This window comes from Microbacterium sp. NPDC087589, from assembly GCF_044743635.1.
Taxonomy (GTDB): Bacteria; Actinomycetota; Actinomycetes; order Actinomycetales; family Microbacteriaceae; genus Microbacterium.
Genome location: NZ_JBIUWV010000002.1, coordinates 107,402 through 126,211 on the forward strand (window position 1 = coordinate 107,402; position 18,810 = coordinate 126,211).

General features: G+C 69.1%; 14 protein-coding genes. 7 read left to right on the top strand and 7 right to left on the bottom strand.

Annotation, left to right across the window (positions count from 1 at the left end):
• Positions 1-148 precede the first annotated feature (148 nt).
• Together ACIOU8_RS06480 and ACIOU8_RS06485 are read left to right on the top strand one after the other, a co-directional pair.
• Positions 149-886 (top strand): GntR family transcriptional regulator, encoded by a 738-nt coding sequence (locus tag ACIOU8_RS06480; protein WP_400787247.1) that lies wholly within the window; start codon positions 149-151, stop codon positions 884-886.
• Between the two features lie 188 nt (positions 887-1,074).
• Positions 1,075-3,498: a DUF4073 domain-containing protein gene (locus ACIOU8_RS06485; RefSeq protein WP_400787249.1), complete on the top strand. Its 2,424-nt coding sequence runs from the start codon at positions 1,075-1,077 to the stop codon at positions 3,496-3,498.
• Positions 3,499-3,579: 81 nt separating this feature from the next.
• On the opposite strand, the gene ACIOU8_RS06490 is transcribed toward ACIOU8_RS06485, so the two are convergent.
• Positions 3,580-8,184 carry an ATP-dependent helicase gene (locus tag ACIOU8_RS06490; RefSeq protein WP_400787251.1) on the bottom strand — a complete coding sequence of 1,535 codons (4,605 nt, stop codon included), beginning with the start codon at positions 8,182-8,184 and terminating at the stop codon, positions 3,580-3,582.
• Between the two features lie 69 nt (positions 8,185-8,253).
• On the opposite strand from ACIOU8_RS06490, the gene ACIOU8_RS06495 reads away from it, so the two are divergent.
• A complete protein-coding gene (locus ACIOU8_RS06495) occupies positions 8,254-8,664 on the top strand; it encodes a DUF6157 family protein (protein WP_400787254.1) in 411 nt (136 codons plus the stop codon).
• 2 nt (positions 8,665-8,666) lie between these two features.
• Here the strand turns inward: ACIOU8_RS06495 and ACIOU8_RS06500 are convergent, their stop codons facing one another.
• Together ACIOU8_RS06500 and ACIOU8_RS06505 are read right to left on the bottom strand one after the other, a co-directional pair.
• Positions 8,667-10,346: an ABC-F family ATP-binding cassette domain-containing protein gene (locus ACIOU8_RS06500; RefSeq protein ID WP_400787256.1), complete on the bottom strand. Its 1,680-nt coding sequence runs from the start codon at positions 10,344-10,346 to the stop codon at positions 8,667-8,669.
• Positions 10,347-10,603: 257 nt separating this feature from the next.
• Complete coding sequence (locus tag ACIOU8_RS06505; RefSeq protein WP_400787258.1) at positions 10,604-11,260, bottom strand: alpha/beta hydrolase; 657 nt, start codon at positions 11,258-11,260, stop codon at positions 10,604-10,606.
• A 113-nt stretch (positions 11,261-11,373) separates the two neighbouring features.
• Between ACIOU8_RS06505 and ACIOU8_RS06510 the strand changes: the two genes are divergently transcribed.
• Positions 11,374-11,973, top strand: a complete 600-nt coding sequence (locus ACIOU8_RS06510; protein WP_140037965.1) for an NUDIX hydrolase family protein — start codon at positions 11,374-11,376, stop codon at positions 11,971-11,973.
• Between the two features lie 14 nt (positions 11,974-11,987).
• On the opposite strand, the gene ACIOU8_RS06515 is transcribed toward ACIOU8_RS06510, so the two are convergent.
• Positions 11,988-13,055 (bottom strand): threonine aldolase family protein, encoded by a 1,068-nt coding sequence (locus ACIOU8_RS06515; RefSeq protein WP_400787261.1) that lies wholly within the window; start codon positions 13,053-13,055, stop codon positions 11,988-11,990.
• 91 nt (positions 13,056-13,146) lie between these two features.
• Here ACIOU8_RS06515 and ACIOU8_RS06520 point away from each other — a divergent pair, with 91 nt between their 5' ends.
• The gene (locus tag ACIOU8_RS06520) at positions 13,147-14,571 is read left to right on the top strand and encodes an MFS transporter (protein ID WP_400787264.1); all 1,425 of its coding nucleotides are present in this window, start codon (positions 13,147-13,149) and stop codon (positions 14,569-14,571) included.
• Positions 14,572-14,590: 19 nt separating this feature from the next.
• On the opposite strand, the gene ACIOU8_RS06525 is transcribed toward ACIOU8_RS06520, so the two are convergent.
• Together ACIOU8_RS06525 and ACIOU8_RS06530 are read right to left on the bottom strand one after the other, a co-directional pair.
• The gene (locus tag ACIOU8_RS06525; RefSeq protein WP_400787266.1) at positions 14,591-15,232 is read right to left on the bottom strand and encodes an SDR family NAD(P)-dependent oxidoreductase; all 642 of its coding nucleotides are present in this window, start codon (positions 15,230-15,232) and stop codon (positions 14,591-14,593) included.
• A 105-nt stretch (positions 15,233-15,337) separates the two neighbouring features.
• The gene (locus ACIOU8_RS06530; protein ID WP_400787268.1) at positions 15,338-16,810 is read right to left on the bottom strand and encodes a DUF6421 family protein; all 1,473 of its coding nucleotides are present in this window, start codon (positions 16,808-16,810) and stop codon (positions 15,338-15,340) included.
• 72 nt (positions 16,811-16,882) lie between these two features.
• On the opposite strand from ACIOU8_RS06530, the gene ACIOU8_RS06535 reads away from it, so the two are divergent.
• Positions 16,883-17,344: an Lrp/AsnC family transcriptional regulator gene (locus ACIOU8_RS06535; RefSeq protein WP_400787271.1), complete on the top strand. Its 462-nt coding sequence runs from the start codon at positions 16,883-16,885 to the stop codon at positions 17,342-17,344.
• Positions 17,345-17,348: 4 nt separating this feature from the next.
• Here ACIOU8_RS06535 and ACIOU8_RS06540 read toward each other — a convergent pair whose 3' ends face one another.
• Entirely contained in the window at positions 17,349-18,392 is a 1,044-nt protein-coding gene (locus ACIOU8_RS06540) for a DUF5937 family protein (protein WP_400787273.1), read from the bottom strand.
• A gap of 45 nt (positions 18,393-18,437) precedes the next feature.
• Here ACIOU8_RS06540 and ACIOU8_RS06545 point away from each other — a divergent pair, with 45 nt between their 5' ends.
• Complete coding sequence (locus ACIOU8_RS06545; RefSeq protein WP_400787276.1) at positions 18,438-18,800, top strand: cupin domain-containing protein; 363 nt, start codon at positions 18,438-18,440, stop codon at positions 18,798-18,800.
• Positions 18,801-18,810: the final 10 nt, after the last annotated feature.

Sequence of the window (18,810 nt, forward strand, 5' to 3'; positions counted from 1 at the left end):
GGCCGGCCAGCAGGTGAAGTCCAATGGACAGGTGCGTGCACGTGTGCAGTCGCCGGCCGGCAGATGACTCTCCGCGTGCCGAGCGCGGATACGCTGACGGCGGCGTGCCTGCCCGGTTCAGGGCGGCGAGGTCGGGAGGAGAGGTCAATTGCATCGCTATCGGGAGATCGCGCGGGATCTGAGCATCCAGATCATCGACGGGGCGTTCGACGAGGGTGGGATGCTGCCGCCCGAGGAACAGCTCTCGCGCACCTACGGAGTCTCCCGCGGCACGGTGCGCAACGCGCTCGTGCTGCTCGCCCGTCAGGGAGCGATCGCGCCCCGCCGCGGATCGGGCTGGCTCGTGCGCACCACGCTGCAGAGTCAGCGCCTCTCCGAGATGCGGTCGTTCGCGCAGTGGGCGCGGAGCCGCGGGATGGAACCGGGGGGACGAGTGGTCTCGCAGCGCCGCAGAGCCCCCACCGCACTCGAGCAGAGGCAGCTGCGCGGCGGGTCCCGCGCCGGCGACGTGCTCGAGGTCGTGCGACTGCGACTGCTCAATCGACGCGTCGTGATGCTCGAACGCACGGCCTATCCGGCGTGGATCGCGCCGATGATCGAAGCGCTGTCGCCGGAGGAATCGTCGGTCGTCGGCGCGCTGGAAGAGCGCCACGGCGTGCGCATGGTGCACGGGGAGCACTCGATCGATGCGATCGCCGCGTCCAGCGAAGACGCGCGCCTGCTCGAGGTGCGACGGTCGAGCCCGCTGCTCCGCGTGAATCGGGTGAGCTACGCGGCAGACGGTCGCGCCATCGAAGCGGGGGACGACCGGTATCTGGCCGACACCATGTCGTTCCAGGTGCAGGCGTCTCTGCAGGGCACTTCGCTGACCAGACAGGCCCACTGAGGCGAGCCGACGACCCGACTCTCGAACCGGTCGGGTCTCGCTGCGGTGGACTGCTGTGCGCACGCGTCCAGCAGGATCCGGTCGGGGAGTCCGGATGTGGCCGTCCGTTCACCTTCCGTGCATCCGCGGTTGGGTGTCCGCGGCGACGCTCGAGACATCAGCCCACTCGTCTCGAAAGGACGACACCCATGCATCCCTCCCGACCTCAGACCCGAACCAGGGGTGTCGCCCTGGTCGGCGTCGCACTGTCCGCCGCGCTGGTCGCCAGCCCGATCGCCGCGAGTGCGCAGGTGCCGGCCACCGTGCCGCTCGCGGTGGTCGCGGCCGCCGACTCGACGTTCCAGGTGCCGACCGGCCCCCTCGTCGCCGGCAGCACGGTGCGCATCGAGTACGCGACCGACAGGCCCGACGACACGAACTGGATCGGGTTCTATCGCGACGGCGAGGTTCCCGGCGGTGACGGTCAGACCTCGGCCGCCTGGATGTATGCCCCCGGCGCATCGGGATCCGTCGACCTCGAGGTTCCTGCCGCTCCCGGCAGCTACACGCTGTGGTTCCTGGCCGCAGACGGCTACGAGCCTCTCACCGAGCAGCAGACCGTGACCGTGACTGCTGCCGGCGGCGAGTTGAGCCCCGGCGATCCTGCGGCCGCCGTCGAGATCGCGCCTGTGATGACGGGCGTCGCGACCGATGGTGTGCTGCTGCGCGAGGGCTTCGACGCCGGACTCCCCGAGAGCTGGTCGGTGCAGTCCGACTCGACCATGGACGGCGTCGGCACCGCTGACTACCGGGGCTGGTCCGCCACGACGCGTGACGAGTGGACGGTGGCCGTCGACGAGATGCGCGCACGCTTCGCCCGCCCGCTCGCCGGCTTCGCAGTCGCCGACGCCCAGCAGTTCGGAGCGGAGCCCTTCTCCTCGACGCTGACCAGCGCCCCTGTCGACGTCGAGTACCTGCGCTCGCTGGAACTCTCGTTCGACAGTCACTACCGCGGTGCTCCGGCGCAGACAGGTGTCGTCCGCGCGAGCTTCGACGGCGGCGACTGGGCCGAGGTGCTGCGCCTCGACTCCGCATCCGTGGCCGACGGCTACGACCCCCTGCAGCTGAACTACATGCAGGAGATCGCGATCGACGTGCCTGTCGGCGCTGCCGAGGCGCGATTCCAGTGGCAGCTCGACGCACCGGATGCCGGCGCCCGCTACTGGGCGATCGACTCGGTGACCGTGCGTCAGGGCGCGCTCGTGACGGATGAGGCGTCGACGACGCTGTGGACGGTGTCTGACATCCAGGGGCACCCCCAGGACTTCGAACACGGTCTCAACGATCTGCACGAGCTCGCCCCCGACCCCGCAGGTCTGCTGATCGTCGGAGACCTCGTGAACTCCGGCACATCGACCGAATGGGACGAGATCTACCAGGTCATGGAGAACACGACCGCGATCCGACCCGACACCACCGTCGCGTCGATCGGCAACCACGAGCGCTATGCGAGCGGAGGTTTCGCGGCGAACTTCGAGCGGTTCCTCGCATTCGCCGAGCGAGACAAGGCGTATGCCGAGTACGTGCTCAGCGGCCCCGGCGGTCAGGTGCCGGTGATCACGATCGGTCAGGAGATCAGCGGCCCGTCCGACGTCGCGATGACCGACGAGCAGGTGGAGTTCCTCGAGGAGCGCCTCGCGCACTGGACGGCGCAGGGATCGCAGGTGATCGTCAACACGCACTTCCCGCTCGGCGACACCGTCTCTGCGTCGTGGATCCCCTGGTATCACGACCACCACATGATGAACGACCGCCTCACGAGCATCCTCGGCAACTACCCGAACGCGGTCGTCTTCAGCGGGCACACCCACTACCCCGCGACCCTGGGTGACTGGGCGGTGCAGCGCCGTACGGCGGACGGACACCCCGACGGCTTCTGGTCGGTCAACACGGTGGCGATGCACGTGGGGTGGGATGCACGTGGTGAGAACACGGAGGGCATCAGCGAGGTCACGATCGGCGACGTCAACAACGGCCTGATCGTGGAGTCGTACGGCGACCGCATCGTGGTCAAGGCGCTCGACTTCTTCGCCGATGAGCAGATCCGCGAGGTCACCATCCACAACCCGCTCACGCCGTACGCGGCAGACGTCGTCCCGGTCTCCGAGCGCCCTGCGGACTACTCCACGGTCGACGCGGCGCTCGCAGAGGTGCCGGCCGACCTCAGTCCCTTCACGGCTGACAGCGTCGCCGCGCTGAACCGCGCGATCTCCGCCGTCGAGCGAGAGCTCACGGCGGCCGACCAGGCCGAGGTGGATGCCATGGCATCGGCTATCCGCGCGGCGATCGACGGGTTGGTGCGTATCGAGGACGACGAGCCGGGCTCTGGCTCTGATTCCGGCTCTGATCCCGGTGCAGGTTCTGGTTCGGGTGCAGGTTCCGGATCGGGCGCCGGTTCCGGTTCGGACGGGGGCGCGGCCGACGGTGATCTCGCGACCACCGGCTACGACCCGGGCGTCACCTGGATCCTCGCACTCGGGCTCCTCGGGCTCGGCGGAGTGATTCTCCTGGTGCGGCGCATCGTGGCCCGTCGCTCATCGTCGGATGCCGCGGAATCGACACCGCTGAGCTGACGCGCCGAATCGCCACCGCGACGCCGTCGGTCCGTACCTCGAGGTTCGGATCGGCGGCGTCGCGGTGCGTATGCCGCCGGGTCAGACCGCCTTGCGCAGCGTGTAGCCGCGGGGGGTGGCGACGAACCCTGCCTCCTGGAGGGCGAGGGCGAGCTCGGTGCCGTAGACGCCGTCGCCGTTGACCTTCTCGACCGTGAGGGTGTCGAGGCGGCGGGCGCGCGCGGTCGCGGCGAGGTCGGATGCCGCAGCTCGCAGCACCTCGGAGTCGTCGGTGAAGCACAGCACCGTCCGGCCGCCCCGTTCGAGGTGGAGCACGAGCGAACCGTCGACGAGCACGACCAGGCCGCCCGCCTTGCGCCCGGGGCGATGCGACACCTCGTCGCGCTTGGGCCACCCGAGAGCCGCACCATAGGGATTGGCGGGGTCTGTGGCGGCGAGCGTCACGGTCTTGCGCGGTGGCGGGTCGGCGAGGCCCGCGAACGTGCGGAGGCGGTCGACGGTGGCGGATGCCGCGAACTGCGCAGCACCGAGCCTCTCGATCACGTAGCCGCGACGGCAGTGTCCGGCCTCTTCGAAGCCGGCGAGCACTCGGTAGGTCTGAGCGAATCCGCCCGGAACGCCCTCGGCCTGCACCGCGCCTCGCGTGACGACGCCGTAGCGGTCGAGCAGCAGCCCCGCGGTGACGGTCGCGCGCCGAGCGGCATCCGTGTCGACGGAGGGCAGCAGCGACCAGCGTCCGCCGATCGACGACGGTCGCGTCGCTGTGCGAGCGAGCGACATGCCCCGGTAGGTGCGCGTGCGCGGGGCGCGTCTGGTCACCCGATGGGCCTGCGATCCCCCGGCCAGCAGCGAGCGGATCGGGGCGAAGGTGTCGTTGGTCACGCGGCCGGCCCAGGTCAGCGACCACAGCGCCTCGAGCACGGACTGCTCGTTCTCGGCGCCGGCCATCTCTTTCAGCTGAGCGGCGAAGTAGGCCCCGCCCGCCTCGAGGGCGGCGAGCACCCGGGCCTCGAGCGAATCCGTGGCGATCTCGTCGTCGGGTTCGGGGAGTGTGAAAGGTGCGAGGTCGGCGGGGTGGAGTGACACCCAGCCGTCGCGGCCGGGGAGTGTGCCGTGTCCTGACCAGATCACCTCTCCCGCCGCAGTGAGCTCGTCGAGCAGGGCGGGTGTGTAGTCGCGCACGCGGGACGGGAGCACCAGGGACTCCCACGCACTGGCGGGAATCGGCACACCGGCGAACTGCTCGATCACGGCGAGCACGCCGTCGAGTCCTTCGAGCGGACGGCCGAGGTGCTGCCACTCGGGCAGGAAGCGCGCATACGCCTCGGGCGACACCGGCTCGACGCTGCCTCGGATCGCGGCGAGCGACCGCATGCGCAGGCGGCGCAGCACCTCGGTGTCGCACCATTCGGTCTCGTTGCCGGTGCCGGAGGCCTCGGGCAGGAAGTATCCGCTGGTCAGTCGCCCCGAGTGCTCCAGCCGCTGCAGGGTGTGTCGCGCCACGGCCGCGCCGAGGCCGAAGCGCGTCGCGATGGCATCGGTCGTGAAGGGGCCGTGCGTGCGGGCGTACCGCGCGACGAGGTCGCCGAGCGGATCGGCGAGGGGTTCGAGGAACGCGACGGGGATGCCGGTGGGCAGCGCCGCGCCGAGCGCATCGCGCAGGCGGCCGGCGTCTTCGATCGCGGCGACGCGTGTGGTGCCGGCGACCGTGACCGGGATCGCGCGACGCGCGTCGATCAGCGCGTCGAGGTGTTCGGAGGCAGAGCCGGTCTCGGGGTCGAGTCGCGCATCGACCTCGGCGGCATCCATCGGACCGAGCATCCGCAGCAGGTCGGCGACCCCCTCGAGGCCCCGGGCATGCCGCTCGGGGTCGAGGCGCTGCGCCTCGCGCTCGAACTGGGCGATGACGTCGGGGTCGAGCAGCTCGCGCAGTTCGACCGTGCCGAGCAGCTCGCCGAGCAGCGCGGGGTCGACCGAGAGAGCGGCCGCCCGACGCTCGGCGAGCGGCGAGTCGCCCTCGTACATGAACGCGCCGACGTAGCCGAAGAGCAGGTCGCGTGCGAACGGCGAGGGCTGAGACGGCTGCGTCTCGACGAGTCGGATGCGCCGGTCGGCGATCGACACCGCGAGCTTGCGCAGGGACGGCAGGTCGTAGACGTCCTGCAGAACCTCGCGCAGGGTCTCCAGGATCACCGGAAATGTCGGATGCCGACGCGCGACTTCGAGCAGCTGCGCCGAGCGCTGGCGCTGCTGCCACAGCGGGGTGCGCTTGTTCGGGTTCATTCGAGGCATCAGCAGTGCGCGGGCCGCGCACTCGCGGAAGCGGGAGGCGAACAGCGCCGAGCCGCCGACCTCCTGCGTGACCAGCTGCTCGAGCTCGTCGGGATCGAACACGAACAGCTCGGCTCCGGGTGGTTCGGCCTCGGCATCCGGAATGCGTACGATGATGCCGTCGTCGCTCGCGACCGCCGAGCCCTCGACTCCGAGGCGCTCGCGGATGCGGGCGTTGATCGCCAGAGCCCACGGCGCGTGCACCTTCATGCCGTAGGGGGAATGCAGGATGACCCGCCAGTCGCCGACCTCGTCGCGCCCGCGCTCGACCGTGAGTGTGCGGTCGGTCGGCAGTGTGCCCGTCGCCTCCCGCTGCTCGGTGAGGTGCGCCATCAGGTTCATCCTGGCCTGCGCGTCGAGGCCGGCGTCGATCAGGCGCTGTGCCGCCTTCTCGGGCGTCGTCGCCGAGACCTCCCGGGAGAACTTCCCGAGCGCCTCGCCCAGCTCGAACGGTCGGCCGATTCCGTCACCGTGCCAGAACGGCACCTTGCCGGGCTGGCCGTAGGCGGGGATCACGTTGACGCGGTCATGCGTGATCTCTGCGATGCGCCAGCTCGTCGTGCCGAGCGTGAACACGTCGCCCACGCGCGACTCGTAGACCATCTCCTCGTCGAGCTCGCCGACGCGCGCGCCGGTCGACTCGCCGGCGACGAAGACGCCGAAGAGTCCACGGTCGGGGATCGTGCCGCCGCTGGTGACGGCGATGCGCTGGGCGCCGGGGCGTCCGGTCAACGTGCCGGCGTCTCGGTCCCACACCAGACGAGGGCGCAGCTCGGCGAACTCGTCGGAGGGGTAGCGTCCGGCGAGCAGATCGAGCGTCGCCTCGTAGGCAGACCGAGGGAGCGATTGGAACGGCGCCGAGCGGCGCACGGTCTCGAACCACTCCTCGACGCTGATCTCGCCGAGGGCACAGGCTGCCACGGTCTGCTGCGCGAGGATGTCGAGCGGATTGCGCGGGACGGTGATGGCCTCGATCTTGCCGGCCAGCATCCGCTCGGTGACGATCGCGGTGTGCAGCACATCGCCGCGGTGCTTGGGGAACAGCGCAGCGCGGCTGATCTCGCCGACCTGGTGCCCGGCGCGACCGACGCGCTGCAGACCGGAGGCGGCAGAGGGCGGCGCCTCGACCTGGATCACCAGGTCGACCGCGCCCATGTCGATGCCGAGTTCGAGGCTGCTCGTCGCGACGACGCAGCGCAGGACGCCGGACTTCAGCTCTTCCTCGACCTGGGCCCGCTGCTCTTTCGAGACCGACCCGTGGTGCGCCTTGGCGAGCACGGGGTCGGCGCCGGCTGTCGCGCCCGCCTGCGCCATCATGGCCGCCGGCATCCGCACGTGGGGTTCCTGAGCCTGTCGAAGGGCGCCGATGCGCTCGGAGTAGATCTCGTTGAGGCGCCCTGTCAGGCGCTCGGCCAGCCGTCGTGAGTTCGAGAACACGATGGTCGACTTGTTCTGCAGGATGCGGTCGACGATCGCCTCCTCCACGTGCGGCCAGACGGAGCCGGTGACTTCGGTGTACTCCGCATCCGTCGCGTCGCCGGCGTCTTTCGGAGCGCCGGGTGGTGGTGGCGGGTTGGTCATGTCGTCCATGGGGACGACGACGCCGAGCTCGAAGGTCTTGGATGCGGGTGGGGCGACGATCTCGACCGGAGCCGCGCCGCCGAGGAACCGTGCGACCTCGTCGATCGGTCGCACGGTCGCCGAGAGCCCGATCCGCTGCGCCGGAGCGTCGTGGTCGTGCGAGCGGCGCAGCGCGTCGAGGCGCTCGAGGCTCACCGCGAGGTGCGCGCCACGCTTGGTCGCGGCGACCGCGTGCACCTCGTCGATGATGACCGTGTGCACGTCGCGCAGCGTCTCACCCGCGCGGCTGGTGAGCATGAGGTAGAGCGACTCGGGCGTGGTGATGAGGATGTCTGGCGGGTCGGAGACCAGCTTGCGGCGGTCGCTCGACGTGGTGTCGCCCGAGCGCACGCCGACCGTCACGGAGGGGGCTTCGAGTCCGAGGCGCCTGGCTGACTGCCCGATGCCGATGAGCGGTGAGCGCAGGTTGCGCTCGACGTCGACGCCGAGGGCCTTCAGCGGCGAGATGTAGAGGATGCGCGTGCGCGAGCTGTCTGTGGCACGGGTGCGCTTCGCCGGTGGAGTGGGCTGCTCGGTGCGCTCGCGGAACACGCTGTCGATCGCCCAGAGGAAGGCCGAGAGCGTCTTGCCCGACCCCGTCGGGGCCACGACGAGCGCGTGCTTGCCCGCCGAGATCGCATTCCACGCGCCGGCCTGTGCGGGCGTGGGTTCGGGAAAAGCACCCCGGAACCAGTCTTGGGTGGCAGGGGTGAAGCGGTCGAGCACGTCGCTCATCCCTCCATCATCACCTGTGCCACCGACATCGGGGCGACCGTTGTCCGAGGGGGAGGGCATGATGTAGAAATGGCGACGCACACCACGAACTACGTGAGCACCTTCATCGAGGTCGCAGAAGACTGTCCCGTCGACCACGCCGAAGAGCCGCCGACGGGTGAGAAGCCCACGATCGCCTCTCTTCACTATCGACTGATCGCGTCGGAGCCGTATGCGCGTACCTCCGACGATGTGATCTTCACCACCCATGCGCTGCGCGCCGGGATCGACCCCGAAGACTCCGCCGCGCGCGAGGCGTTCTTCACGAAGGGGCAGCCGTGCCTGCGCTCGTCACCGCTCGGAAAGCGCTACGGATGGGGGATCGCTCACGACGCCGAAGGGCGGGTCGCGCTCGTCCCTCGAGAGTCCGAGGACTACACGCTGCTCGCCGCCGACCCCGCGATCGCCCATACCCGGGCGATGCGGAGTCGACGGGCGTGAGCTCACCGTGCTGTCAGTGCGCCGTCGGCCTCGATCTCGAGTGTGAGATCCAGGTCGAGTCGGGCGAGGAACGCATCGTCGTGACTCACCACCAGCACAGCCCCGCGGTATGCCCGCAGCGCCTCGACGAGCTGGTCGACGGTGTCGATGTCGAGATTGTTCGTCGGCTCGTCCAGCACCACGAGGTGGGGTGCGGGGTCCGAGAGCAGCAGTTTCGCCAGAGCCACGCGGAACCGCTCCCCGCCTGACAGCGCGGCGACGGGCCGCTCGGCGGTGGCTCCTCGGATGAGGAATCGTGCGAGGCGATTGCGCAGCTCCTTCTCGGGCACCTGCGGTGCGGCATCCGCGATGTTCTCGAACACCGACCGGTTCTCGTCGAGCCCGTCGACGCGCTGCGGCAGGTAGCCGATGCGATCGGTGAGCGCGGTCGCGACCAGCGCCGGCCGTTCAGTATTCAGCAAGGATTCCTTCCCGTGGGCCGTAGAGCCGTCATCCGGACCGATCGACGGCATCTGTGCTGAATCGTGAACGCCGGCTTCGGACACCAGCCGTTCGAGCAGCGTCGTCTTCCCCGCCCCGTTGCGCCCGATCAGCGCGACGCGGTCGGGGCCCTGGATGATCCACGACCGCTCGCCGTCGCCGATCATCGCGATGCGCCGAGAGCGCGACACCTGCGGATCCGGAAGCTCGATCTTCATCGACGCATCCGAGCGCAGACGCCGCCCCGCTTCATCGAGCGCGGTGCGAGCGGCATCCTCCTTCGCGCCGACCTCGGTGCGCAGCTTTCCCGCCGATACCTCGGCAGCCATCTTGCGACCATGCGCGATGATCTTCGGCACGCGCTTCTCGATCTCCGCCTTCTTCGCCGTGCGGGCGCGGTGCGCGAGCTTCACCTCGGCTTCGATGCGCTGACGCTTCTCCTTGCGGAACTCCTGCTTCGCGGTGACCTCGGCCTGCCTGGCGGCCTCCTGCTCGGCGTCCAGCCAGGCGCGCCATTCGGAGTACGGTCCGCCGAACACGTTCAGGGTCTGCGCGTAGAGCTCGGCGGTGTCGTCCATCAGCTCGAGCAGCGAGAGGTCGTGGCTGACCACGATGAGCGTGCCCTTCCACGACCTGACCATGGCCGCCAGCGTCGCGCGGGCGTCACGATCGAGGTTGTTGGTCGGCTCGTCGAGCAGGGTGATCGGAGCCCGGCGCAGGCGGATGCCGGCTATCGCGACGAGCACGGCCTCACCGCCGGACAGCTCGCCGACACGTCGGTCGAGGAACTCGGGGGCGAGCCCCGCTTCGGCCAGGGACATCTCGGCTCGGGCCTCGATGTCCCAGTCGTCGCCGACCGCGTCGAAGTGCGCCTGATCGACATCGCCCGCGCTGATCGCGCGGACGGCATCGAGGGCTTCGGCGATTCCGAGCAGCTCGGACACGCGTCGGTCGACGTCGAGCGTGAGCTGCTGGGGGAGGTACGCGACCTCGCCCGTCGTGGCGAGGGTTCCGGTCGTGGGGCTCAGCTCGCCCGCCATGAGGCGGAGCAGCGTCGACTTGCCGGCGCCGTTGCGGCCGACCAGTCCGGTGCGACCGGAGCCGAAGGAGCCGGAGACCGAGTCGAGCGCGGTCGTGCCGTCCGGCCAGGTGAAGGTGAGCCGGTCGAGGGTGACCGATGCATGATGGGTGGGCGTTGACATGGTGTCTCCTGTCGAGTGCGAGGGTGCACTGACACCGGTCGCCCGAAGGCCCCGTCTGAGCGGGGTGCTGTCGGAGGGCAGCGGGCGTGGTCTGCCGTGGAGTCGGCGATCGTCGGGTCAGCGCGCGGAAAGATGAGCGCGGAGGCGACGGATCAGATCAAAGGACTTCCAGACACGGCGGACAGGACTCCACGACGATACCCGGGCGTGTCGAACTTTCGCAACCCCGGGCGTGTCGCGGTTGCTGACCGACTCGGTCAGGCCTGGGCGGCCCGCTCCAGCCACTTCGTGAGGAAGACATGCACGTCGCGGAGTTCTTCTTCCGAGATGCTGTGCGTGAGTCCGGTGTAGACCCGGCCCGACAGTTCTGAGTGCGTTGGCAGCCACTCTGCGGTGTGCGCGACCAGCGCCTCGGGGATCACCTGGTCGTTCGTGCCGCGGCCCCAGAAGACGTGCGGTCGCGACTCGGTCAGGGCTTCGTCACCCGGCAGCTCGCCGGCGGCGGCATAGCCGCTGAGCGCCACCACGGTGTCGATGCTCTGCGGGGCGAGGCGCATGGACTGCAGCGCGACGGCGGCGCCCTGCGAGAAGCCGAGGAGAGCCAGCGCGGGAGCATCCCCCCGAGCCTCGTCGAGCCAGCGCAGGAACGCCTCTGCCGCGAGCGTGACCGATGCGGCGCTGCGGCCGTCGAGGCCCTCGATGGCATACCAGGAGCGCCCGGGCATCGGCCACGGGGGCGCGAGCGGGGCGGCGACGGATGCCACGGCGATGCCGTCTGGCAGATACGGGACCAGCCCGAACAGGTCGTGCTCGTCGGCGCCGTATCCGTGCAGCAGCACCAGCAGCGGCATCCCCGCGCGATCTTCGGTCGACCAGCGCGTGAGGAGTCCGTCGATCATCAGTTCTTCGCTCACCCGTCCATCCTGCCAGCGCCTTCCGACACTCGCAGGCGCTGATCGTCGGATCGTATGCCGGTCGTGGCCGCAAGTCGGTGTTCGGTCGAGGACGCGGCTGGTAGAAAGGAGACATGTCCGTCCGCACACCTGATCCCGACCCCGAGCCCGACGACGGCCTCGAGGGCTTCGGCTCCGCACAGCCCTCGCGCGACTCCAACCCGGGGTGGTTGAGCGAATACGAGCTCGCAGAGGCGAGACGCCATCTGCCGATGCTCTACGTCGAGGCGATTCCGGTGCGCACCGACGGTTCAGGACAGGTGACAGAGATCGGCATCCTGCTGCGGTCGACGCCGATGGGCGAGATGACGCGCACCATCGTCTCGGGTCGAGTCCGGTTCGGCGAGACGATCCGTGACGCGCTGTTCCGCCATGTCGAGAACGACCTGGGCCCGATGGCCTTCCCGCTGCTCCCGCCCCAGCCGCTGCCCTTCACTGTCGCTGAGTACTTCCCGATGCCCGGGGTCAGCGCGTACCACGACGACCGTCAGCACGCCGTCTCACTCGCGTTCGTGGTGCCGGTCACCGGCACGTGCGAGCCGCGACAGGATGCGCTCGAGGTCACCTGGTTCTCGCCGGAGGCTGCGGCGTCAGACACCGTCGCCGCCGAGATGGAAGGTGGGCGCGGCACGCTCATCCGACTGGCTCTCGCCAATCTCGGTCTGCTCCGCTAGCGCGGAGAGCGTTCTCAGCGCGTGGTGAGGCGCGCGAGCTCGGCGACGAACTCGTCGACGTCGGACTCCTCGGTGTCGAAGCCGCACATCCAGCGGACCTCGTTGCGCGCGGCATCCCAGTCGTAGAAGCGGAACTTCTCGCGCAGCTGGTCGGCGATGCCGTCGGGCAGAGTCGCGAAGACGCCGTTCGACTGGGTCGGCTGCGTGAACGAGACGCCGGTGATCGCGCCGGCGGCGATGCCGGCCTCGATCTCACCGCGCAGCCGCTGGGCCATGGCGTTCGCGTGCTGCGCGTTGCGCAGCCACAGGTCACCCTCGAGCAGCGCGATGAGCTGCGCCGAGACGAACCGCATCTTCGACGAGAGCTGCATGTTGAACTTGCGGGAGTACTGCAGCCCCGTCGACGCCTCGTGGTTCAGCACCACGATCGCCTCGCCGAGCATGGCGCCGTTCTTCGTGCCGCCGAAGCTGAGCACGTCGACGCCTGCGTCGCGGGTGAAGGCGCGCAGCGGAACGTCGAGGGCCGCTGCCGCGTTCGAGATGCGTGCGCCGTCGAGGTGCAGCTTCATGCCGCGTTCGTGAGCGTGGTCCGCGAGCGCGCGGATCTCATCGACGGAGTAGAGGGTGCCGAGCTCGGTCGACTGAGTGATCGAGACCACCAGCGGCTGTGCGCGGTGCTCGTCGCCCCAGCCCCAGGCCTCGCGGTCGACGAGCTCGGGCGTGAGCTTGCCGTCGTCCGTCGGCACGGCGAGGATCTTGAACCCGCCGATCCTCTCGGGGGCACCGCCCTCGTCGACGTTGATGTGGGCGGTGGAGGCCGAGATCACGGCGCCCCAACGGGGCAGCATCGACTGCAGGCCGGTGACGTTCGCCCCGGTGCCGTTGAACACCGGGAACGCCTGCACGCCCTCGCCGAAGTGGGCGCGGAAGACCTCCTGCAGACGCGCTGTGTAGGCATCCTCGCCGTACGCGACCTGGTGGCCGCCGTTCGCCGCTGCGATGGCCGTGAGGACCTCGGGGTGGACGCCGGAATAGTTGTCGCTGGCGAAGCCCCGAACGGCGGGGTCATGCTGAATACTCACCGCACAAGCCTATTGCCGGATGCCAGTGTCGGATGCCGCGTCGCGCAACCCTCTCTACCGAATGTCCGAGGCCACGCCTACCCTCTAACTCATGGAGCGCACCGCAGCGAAGACAGCCTTCGCGAACGTCCTCGTCAACACGCTCATCGCGAACGTGACGACGAGCTTCCTCTGGTTCGCGCTGACGTTCTGGGTGTACATCGAGACGCAGTCGGTGCTCGCCACGGGCATCATCGGCGGCGCCTACATGCTGTTCGTCGCCTTCTTCGCGATGATCTTCGGCACGATCGTCGATCGCAACCGCAAGCACACCGTGATGCTGCTCTCGAGCGTGATCTCGGCGGTCGCCTTCCTGATCGCGGGCGTGCTCTACGTGTGGCAGCCCGAGTCTGCGCTGCTCGACCTCGGTGGCCCGTGGTTCTGGCTGTTCTCGGCGATCATCCTGTTCGGCGGTGTCATCGAGCAGCTGCGCAACATCGCGCTCTCGACGACAGTCACGCTGCTCGTGCCCGAAGATCGTCGCGCCAATGCCAACGGTCTCGTCGGCACCGTGCAAGGGCTGGCCTTCCTCGTGACGAGCGTGTTCTCAGGGCTGTCGATCGGCTTCCTCGGCATGGGGTGGACCCTGGCGATCGCGATCGGCGCGATGGCGCTGACCTTCGTGCACCTGCTCTTCATCCGGATCCCCGAGGGAACACCGCAGCCCGATCCCGATGCCAAGAGCGCGCTCGACTTCCGCGGCAGCGTGGCGGCCATCAGGCTGGCGCCTGGGCTGTTCGCGCTGATCATCTTCTCGACGTTCAACAACCTCATCGGCGGCGTGTACATGGCGCTGATGGATCCCTACGGCCTCACTCTCTTCAACGCGCAGATGTGGGGGTTCGCACTGGCGTTCGCATCGACCGGATTCCTGATCGGCGGCGGCCTGGTGGCGAAGTTCGGGCTGGGCGCCAAACCGATGCGCACCCTTCTTCTCGTCGTGATCGCGATGGGCATCCTCGGCTCGGTCTTCATGCTGCGCGAGTGGTGGCCGCTCTACGTGATCGGCATGTGGGTCTACATGGCGCTCGTGCCTCCTGTCGAGGCTGCCGAGCAGACGATCATCCAGAAGGTGGTCCGCTACGACAGGCAGGGGCGCGTGTTCGGTGTCGCTGCCGCGATGGAAGCCGCAGCCGCTCCGATCACGGCGTTCCTGATCGCACCGATCGCCGAGTTCCTGATCATCCCGTACATGAAGACCGCCGAGGGGCAGCAGCAGTGGGAGTGGCTGCTCGGCGAGGGTGATGCTCGGGGCATCGCGCTGATCTGCCTGTTCGCGGGCATCATCATGGTGATCGTGGCGACTCTGGCGTTCTTCACGAAGTCGTATCGCAAGCTCACCGAGCTCTATGCGAATGCGCCGGCGCAGGACCCGAACGGCGAGGACGCCGCAGAGGGCCGATCGGCGGCAGACGCGCCGGCTCCCGTGCGCGGCCTGCCGCCAGAGGTTCCGGAGGCCCCGGAGGCACGGCGCTGACGCGGTCGCAGTGGTGCGGTCAGCCGAGCGTGATGATCTGGTCGTTGAGATCGGCGGCGTCCGCGTCCCACAGGGCCAGCACTCGGGGTACGAGAGACTCAGGGTCGAGCGCCTTCGCCCGGAACACCACGGATGCAGCGCGCAGCGGCTCTCCGGCATCCCGCGCCGCCTTGGCGAAGCCCTGCGCCACCGCGCGCGTCCACGCCTCACTCGCCGCCTTGACAGCCGCATAGTTCGCGCCTCCCGCCAGGGGACGCGCCACCGCGGTCGATGAGACGATCGCGAAACGTCCGGCATCCGACGCGCGCAGTGCACTGTCGAACGCACGGCTCGTCGCGCGCACCGCATCGAGTGCGGGCAGAAGCGCACGGAAGTCGTCGTCGGACTGTCCGGCGAGCCCGCCGCCGCCGCGCCAGCCGCCGACCAGCGGGATCACGGCATCCACCGCGTCGATCCGCGATGCCAGCTCTGTCATCGACTCCAGTGAGGTCGCGTCGGCCACCTCGCCCCGCGCTCCGATCGCCTGCAGCGACTCGAGTCGCTCGGCGGAGCGCCCAGTGGCGATCACGCGTGCCCCGGCATCGACGAGTGCGTGCGCGAGCGCGAGCCCAGAAGGACTCGTGGCTCCGGCGAGAAGGACGGTTCTCTCAGTGACGCTCATGTGCTCAACTCTCGTGTAGAGACAGTTCTGCGGCCACCCCGGGCAGGAATGGCCGCAGACGCTGCGTCCGATCGCCCCCGCGACCGGACCCCAGAAATGCGCGAGTCAGTCGTCGGTGCCCCGGATACCGACGGTCGACTCGATGACCGGCTTCATCTTCTTGTCGAGGGCTTCGAAGAACATGGACAGGGGGAACTCGTCGTCCAGCACCGCGTCCGTGTAGCCCTTGGGGGCGCCGGCGAGGATCTCGTCAGGCAGGCCGCGGGCCCACCGCGAGGCAGGGTTCGGGGTGAGGACGGAGCGTACGAGGTCGTAGGCCGCCAGCCAGTGCGCCGTCTTCGGGCGATCGATCGAGCGCCAGTAGAGCTCGTCGATCGCGTCGCCGAGGGCGACCACAGCGTCGGGAACGGCTGCCCAGTCGAAGGCGAGGGCGGTGTCGGTCCAGTGCAGCACGCCGCGCTGGTGCAGCCAGGCGAACAGCAGCTGCCCGCCGAGACCGTCGTAGTTGCGCACGCGTGAACCCGTGATGGCGAAGCGGAAGATGCGGTCGAAGATCACGGCGTACTGCACGAGATCCGCGTGGTCGAGCATCTCCTGCTCGGAGTCGGAGAGGTTGTCGCCGGCCTCGGTGCGCGCACGCAGCGACCGCTCGATCGTCACCGACTCGCGGAACGCCGTGAGGTCGCACCGCAGCTCCTCGAGCGAGTAGAGGAAGAACGGCATCCGCTGCTTGATCATGAACGGGTCGAACGGCAGGTCTCCGCGCATGTGGGTGCGGTCGTGGATGATGTCCCACATCACGAACGCGCGCTCGGTCAGCGCCTGATCGTCGAGCATCGCCGCGGCCCGCTCCGGAAGCTCGAGTTTGGTGATCTCGGCGGCGGCGCGGGTGACCCGGCGGTATCGGGCTGCTTCACGGTCCTGGAAGATCGCGCCCCACGTGAACGAGGGGATCTCGCGCATCGCGACGGTCTCGGGGAACAGCACGGCCGAGTTCGTGTCGTACCCGGGCGTGAAGTCGACGAGCCGCAGCGAGACGAACAGCTTGTTGCCGTAGTCGCCGGCCTCGAGAGCCGCGATGAATTCCGGCCAGATCGTCTCGACGATGAGCGCCTCGACGAGGCGGTCGCTCGAACCGTTCTGCGTGTACATGGGGAAGACCACCAGGTGGCGGATGCCGTCGACCCGGTGCTGCTGCGGCTGGAACGCCATGAGCGAATCCAGGAAGTCCGGCACGCCGAACCCTTCGGAGACCCAGCGGTCGAAGTCGACGATCGACGCGGCGAGGTACTCGGCGTCGTGCGGGAAGGCAGGGGCCAGAGCGCGGATGCCGTCGGTGATCGCGGCGACGAGATCGCGGGCCCTCTCGTGGGTTGCTGAGCCTGTCGAAGCATCAGGGATCGAGCCGTCCTTGATCTGCATCTCGCGGATGGCGATGGCGGCGTCCTTGAGCTGCGCCCATGCGGCGGAAGACTCGGCGTTGCGCGCCTGCACTGAGCCTGTCGAACTGTCTTCGACGACCTCGGGTTCGCCGACGATGGCCTGTGCAGCGGAGCTGTTGGCGGAAATGATGGACATCGGGACCTCCGATCGGAGAATTGCACGGAAAGATTCCTGCATATACGGAATCCTGACGATAATATTACATCCATGGATGACTCTGTCGATCGCGCAATCCTGGCCGAGATCTCACGAGACGGGCGCGCGACGCTGTCTCACCTCTCCGACGCCGTCGGCCTCTCCGTCTCGGCTGTGCAGTCGCGACTCCGCCGCCTCGAGACCAGAGGCGTCATCACCGGCTACCGCGCGATCCTCGACCCCGAGCTGGTCGGCACCCCGCTCTCGGCGTTCATCGAGATCACGCCGCTCGACCCGGCTCAGCCCGACAACGCCCCCGAGCTTCTCGAGCACCTCGACGCGATCGAGGCGTGCCACTCGATCGCCGGTGACGCGAGCTACATGCTGTTCGTGCGGGTCGCCTCGCCGCGCGCGCTGGAAGAGCTCGTGCGCGACATCCGGCTCGCCGCGAACGTCAGCACCCGCACCACGGTCGTGCTGCAGACCTACTACGAGCACCGGCCGATCATCTCGGTCGCCCCCGAAGCCGACTAGCGATTCACAACACCGCGCCGACCATCGCTTCGCCGAGGGGCGTGCGCAGATGCAGCATTCTGGCGCCGTCGCGTTCGCTCGAGACCAGCCCTGCGTCGCGCAGCACAGTGAGGTGATGGGATGCCGTCGACACGGCGATCCCGGCATCCTGAGCCACCTGCGAAGTGGTGCGAGCGACGCCGGCCTCGAGCAGGATCGTCGCGCGCGCCGGGCCGAGGAGGGCGCCGAGCGACGCGGCGATCTCGCTCGCGTCGCGGGACCAGCCGGCGGTCACACCTCGTGCGGGATAGAACAGTGTCGGCTGGGCCGGCGGTTCGGTGAGCACCATGCATCCCCACGACGACATCACCGACGGCACGAGCACCAGTCCGCTGCCGTGGCAATCGACGAGCTCGCTGTGGCGGCGAAGCGAGACGCGCACGGCTCCGTCGCCCCAGCTGACCGTCGGATGCAGCCCACCCGCCATCTCTCTGATCCCCGAGGTGGCGATCACCCGCGATCGGACGGCGATGTCGGATCGCAGCAGACGTTCGAGCTGCGGCCAGACGGGAGCGAGCGCGGCATCCCACACCTCCGACCACGCGTCCGCGATCATCGCGCGTGCGCGCTCGGGCTGCTCCTGCATCTCGCGAAGCGCCTGCTGGCGGGACCCGGTCGAGCGGATCACCATCTTGCCGAAGTCGACGCGCATCGGATCCAGCGGCGTGATGCGCAGCGCCGCGAGCTCTGCCTCCGGCGACATGTCCCACCCCGGCGCTGCCGTGAGGAAGTCCGGAAGGTAGCCGTCGTCGCCGATCACCGCGGTGAGCAGCGCGAAGCTCTCCCGCGGCAGCCGATCTCGCACGGCGCGCAGCCACCCCCACTGCAGTGGATGCTGCTCCGGGCGCAGCAGCACGCGCACGGCGTGGGCGAGCTCGTGGCCGGGGGAGATGCCGAAGCGCACCGACTGGATGTCGCCGGGGCTGAGGTGGAACTCGACGCGATGGTCGGGGTGCTCGACGCCTTCGACGGGCGTATCGGGTCGAGTCGCGTGTGAGTTTCGATCCACATCGAAACTCTAGGACGAGCGTGCGTGCTTGTCGAGACTGAGCTCATGAACACCACGTCATCTTCTCTCGAAGCCGTCACCGCCGCGGACATCCGCATCGGCACCGGACGCAGCCGCAGGTTCGTCGGCGCGGATCACGGTGCGGCGATCTCGTACTTCTACGTCGAGAATCAGCCCGGCGAGGGGCCGGGCCTGCACTGGCACCCCTACCCCGAGACATGGGTCGTGCTCGAGGGCACGGTGCGGATCACGGTCGGCGATGAGACGGTCGTCGCCTCTGCAGGCGACACCGCTACAGGCCCTGCCTTCGTGCCACACTGCTTCACGAACGTCGGCGAGGGGATGCTGCGCATCATCGGCATCCATGCGTCGGCGACGATCATCCAGACATTCCTCTCCGACGACTGAACCACGACGC

What these genes read in the sequence shown, in the direction of transcription:
- ACIOU8_RS06485 (WP_400787249.1), top strand. Translation starts at nt 1,075, where the DNA reads ATGCATCCCTCCCGACCTCAGACCCGAACCAGGGGTGTCGCCCTGGTC.
- ACIOU8_RS06490 (WP_400787251.1), bottom strand. Translation starts at nt 8,184, where the DNA reads ATGAGCGACGTGCTCGACCGCTTCACCCCTGCCACCCAAGACTGGTTC.
- ACIOU8_RS06495 (WP_400787254.1), top strand. Translation starts at nt 8,254, where the DNA reads ATGGCGACGCACACCACGAACTACGTGAGCACCTTCATCGAGGTCGCA.
- ACIOU8_RS06500 (WP_400787256.1), bottom strand. Translation starts at nt 10,346, where the DNA reads ATGTCAACGCCCACCCATCATGCATCGGTCACCCTCGACCGGCTCACC.
- ACIOU8_RS06510 (WP_140037965.1), top strand. Translation starts at nt 11,374, where the DNA reads ATGTCCGTCCGCACACCTGATCCCGACCCCGAGCCCGACGACGGCCTC.
- ACIOU8_RS06520 (WP_400787264.1), top strand. Translation starts at nt 13,147, where the DNA reads ATGGAGCGCACCGCAGCGAAGACAGCCTTCGCGAACGTCCTCGTCAAC.
- ACIOU8_RS06525 (WP_400787266.1), bottom strand. Translation starts at nt 15,232, where the DNA reads ATGAGCGTCACTGAGAGAACCGTCCTTCTCGCCGGAGCCACGAGTCCT.
- ACIOU8_RS06530 (WP_400787268.1), bottom strand. Translation starts at nt 16,810, where the DNA reads ATGTCCATCATTTCCGCCAACAGCTCCGCTGCACAGGCCATCGTCGGC.
- ACIOU8_RS06535 (WP_400787271.1), top strand. Translation starts at nt 16,883, where the DNA reads ATGGATGACTCTGTCGATCGCGCAATCCTGGCCGAGATCTCACGAGAC.
- ACIOU8_RS06545 (WP_400787276.1), top strand. Translation starts at nt 18,438, where the DNA reads ATGAACACCACGTCATCTTCTCTCGAAGCCGTCACCGCCGCGGACATC.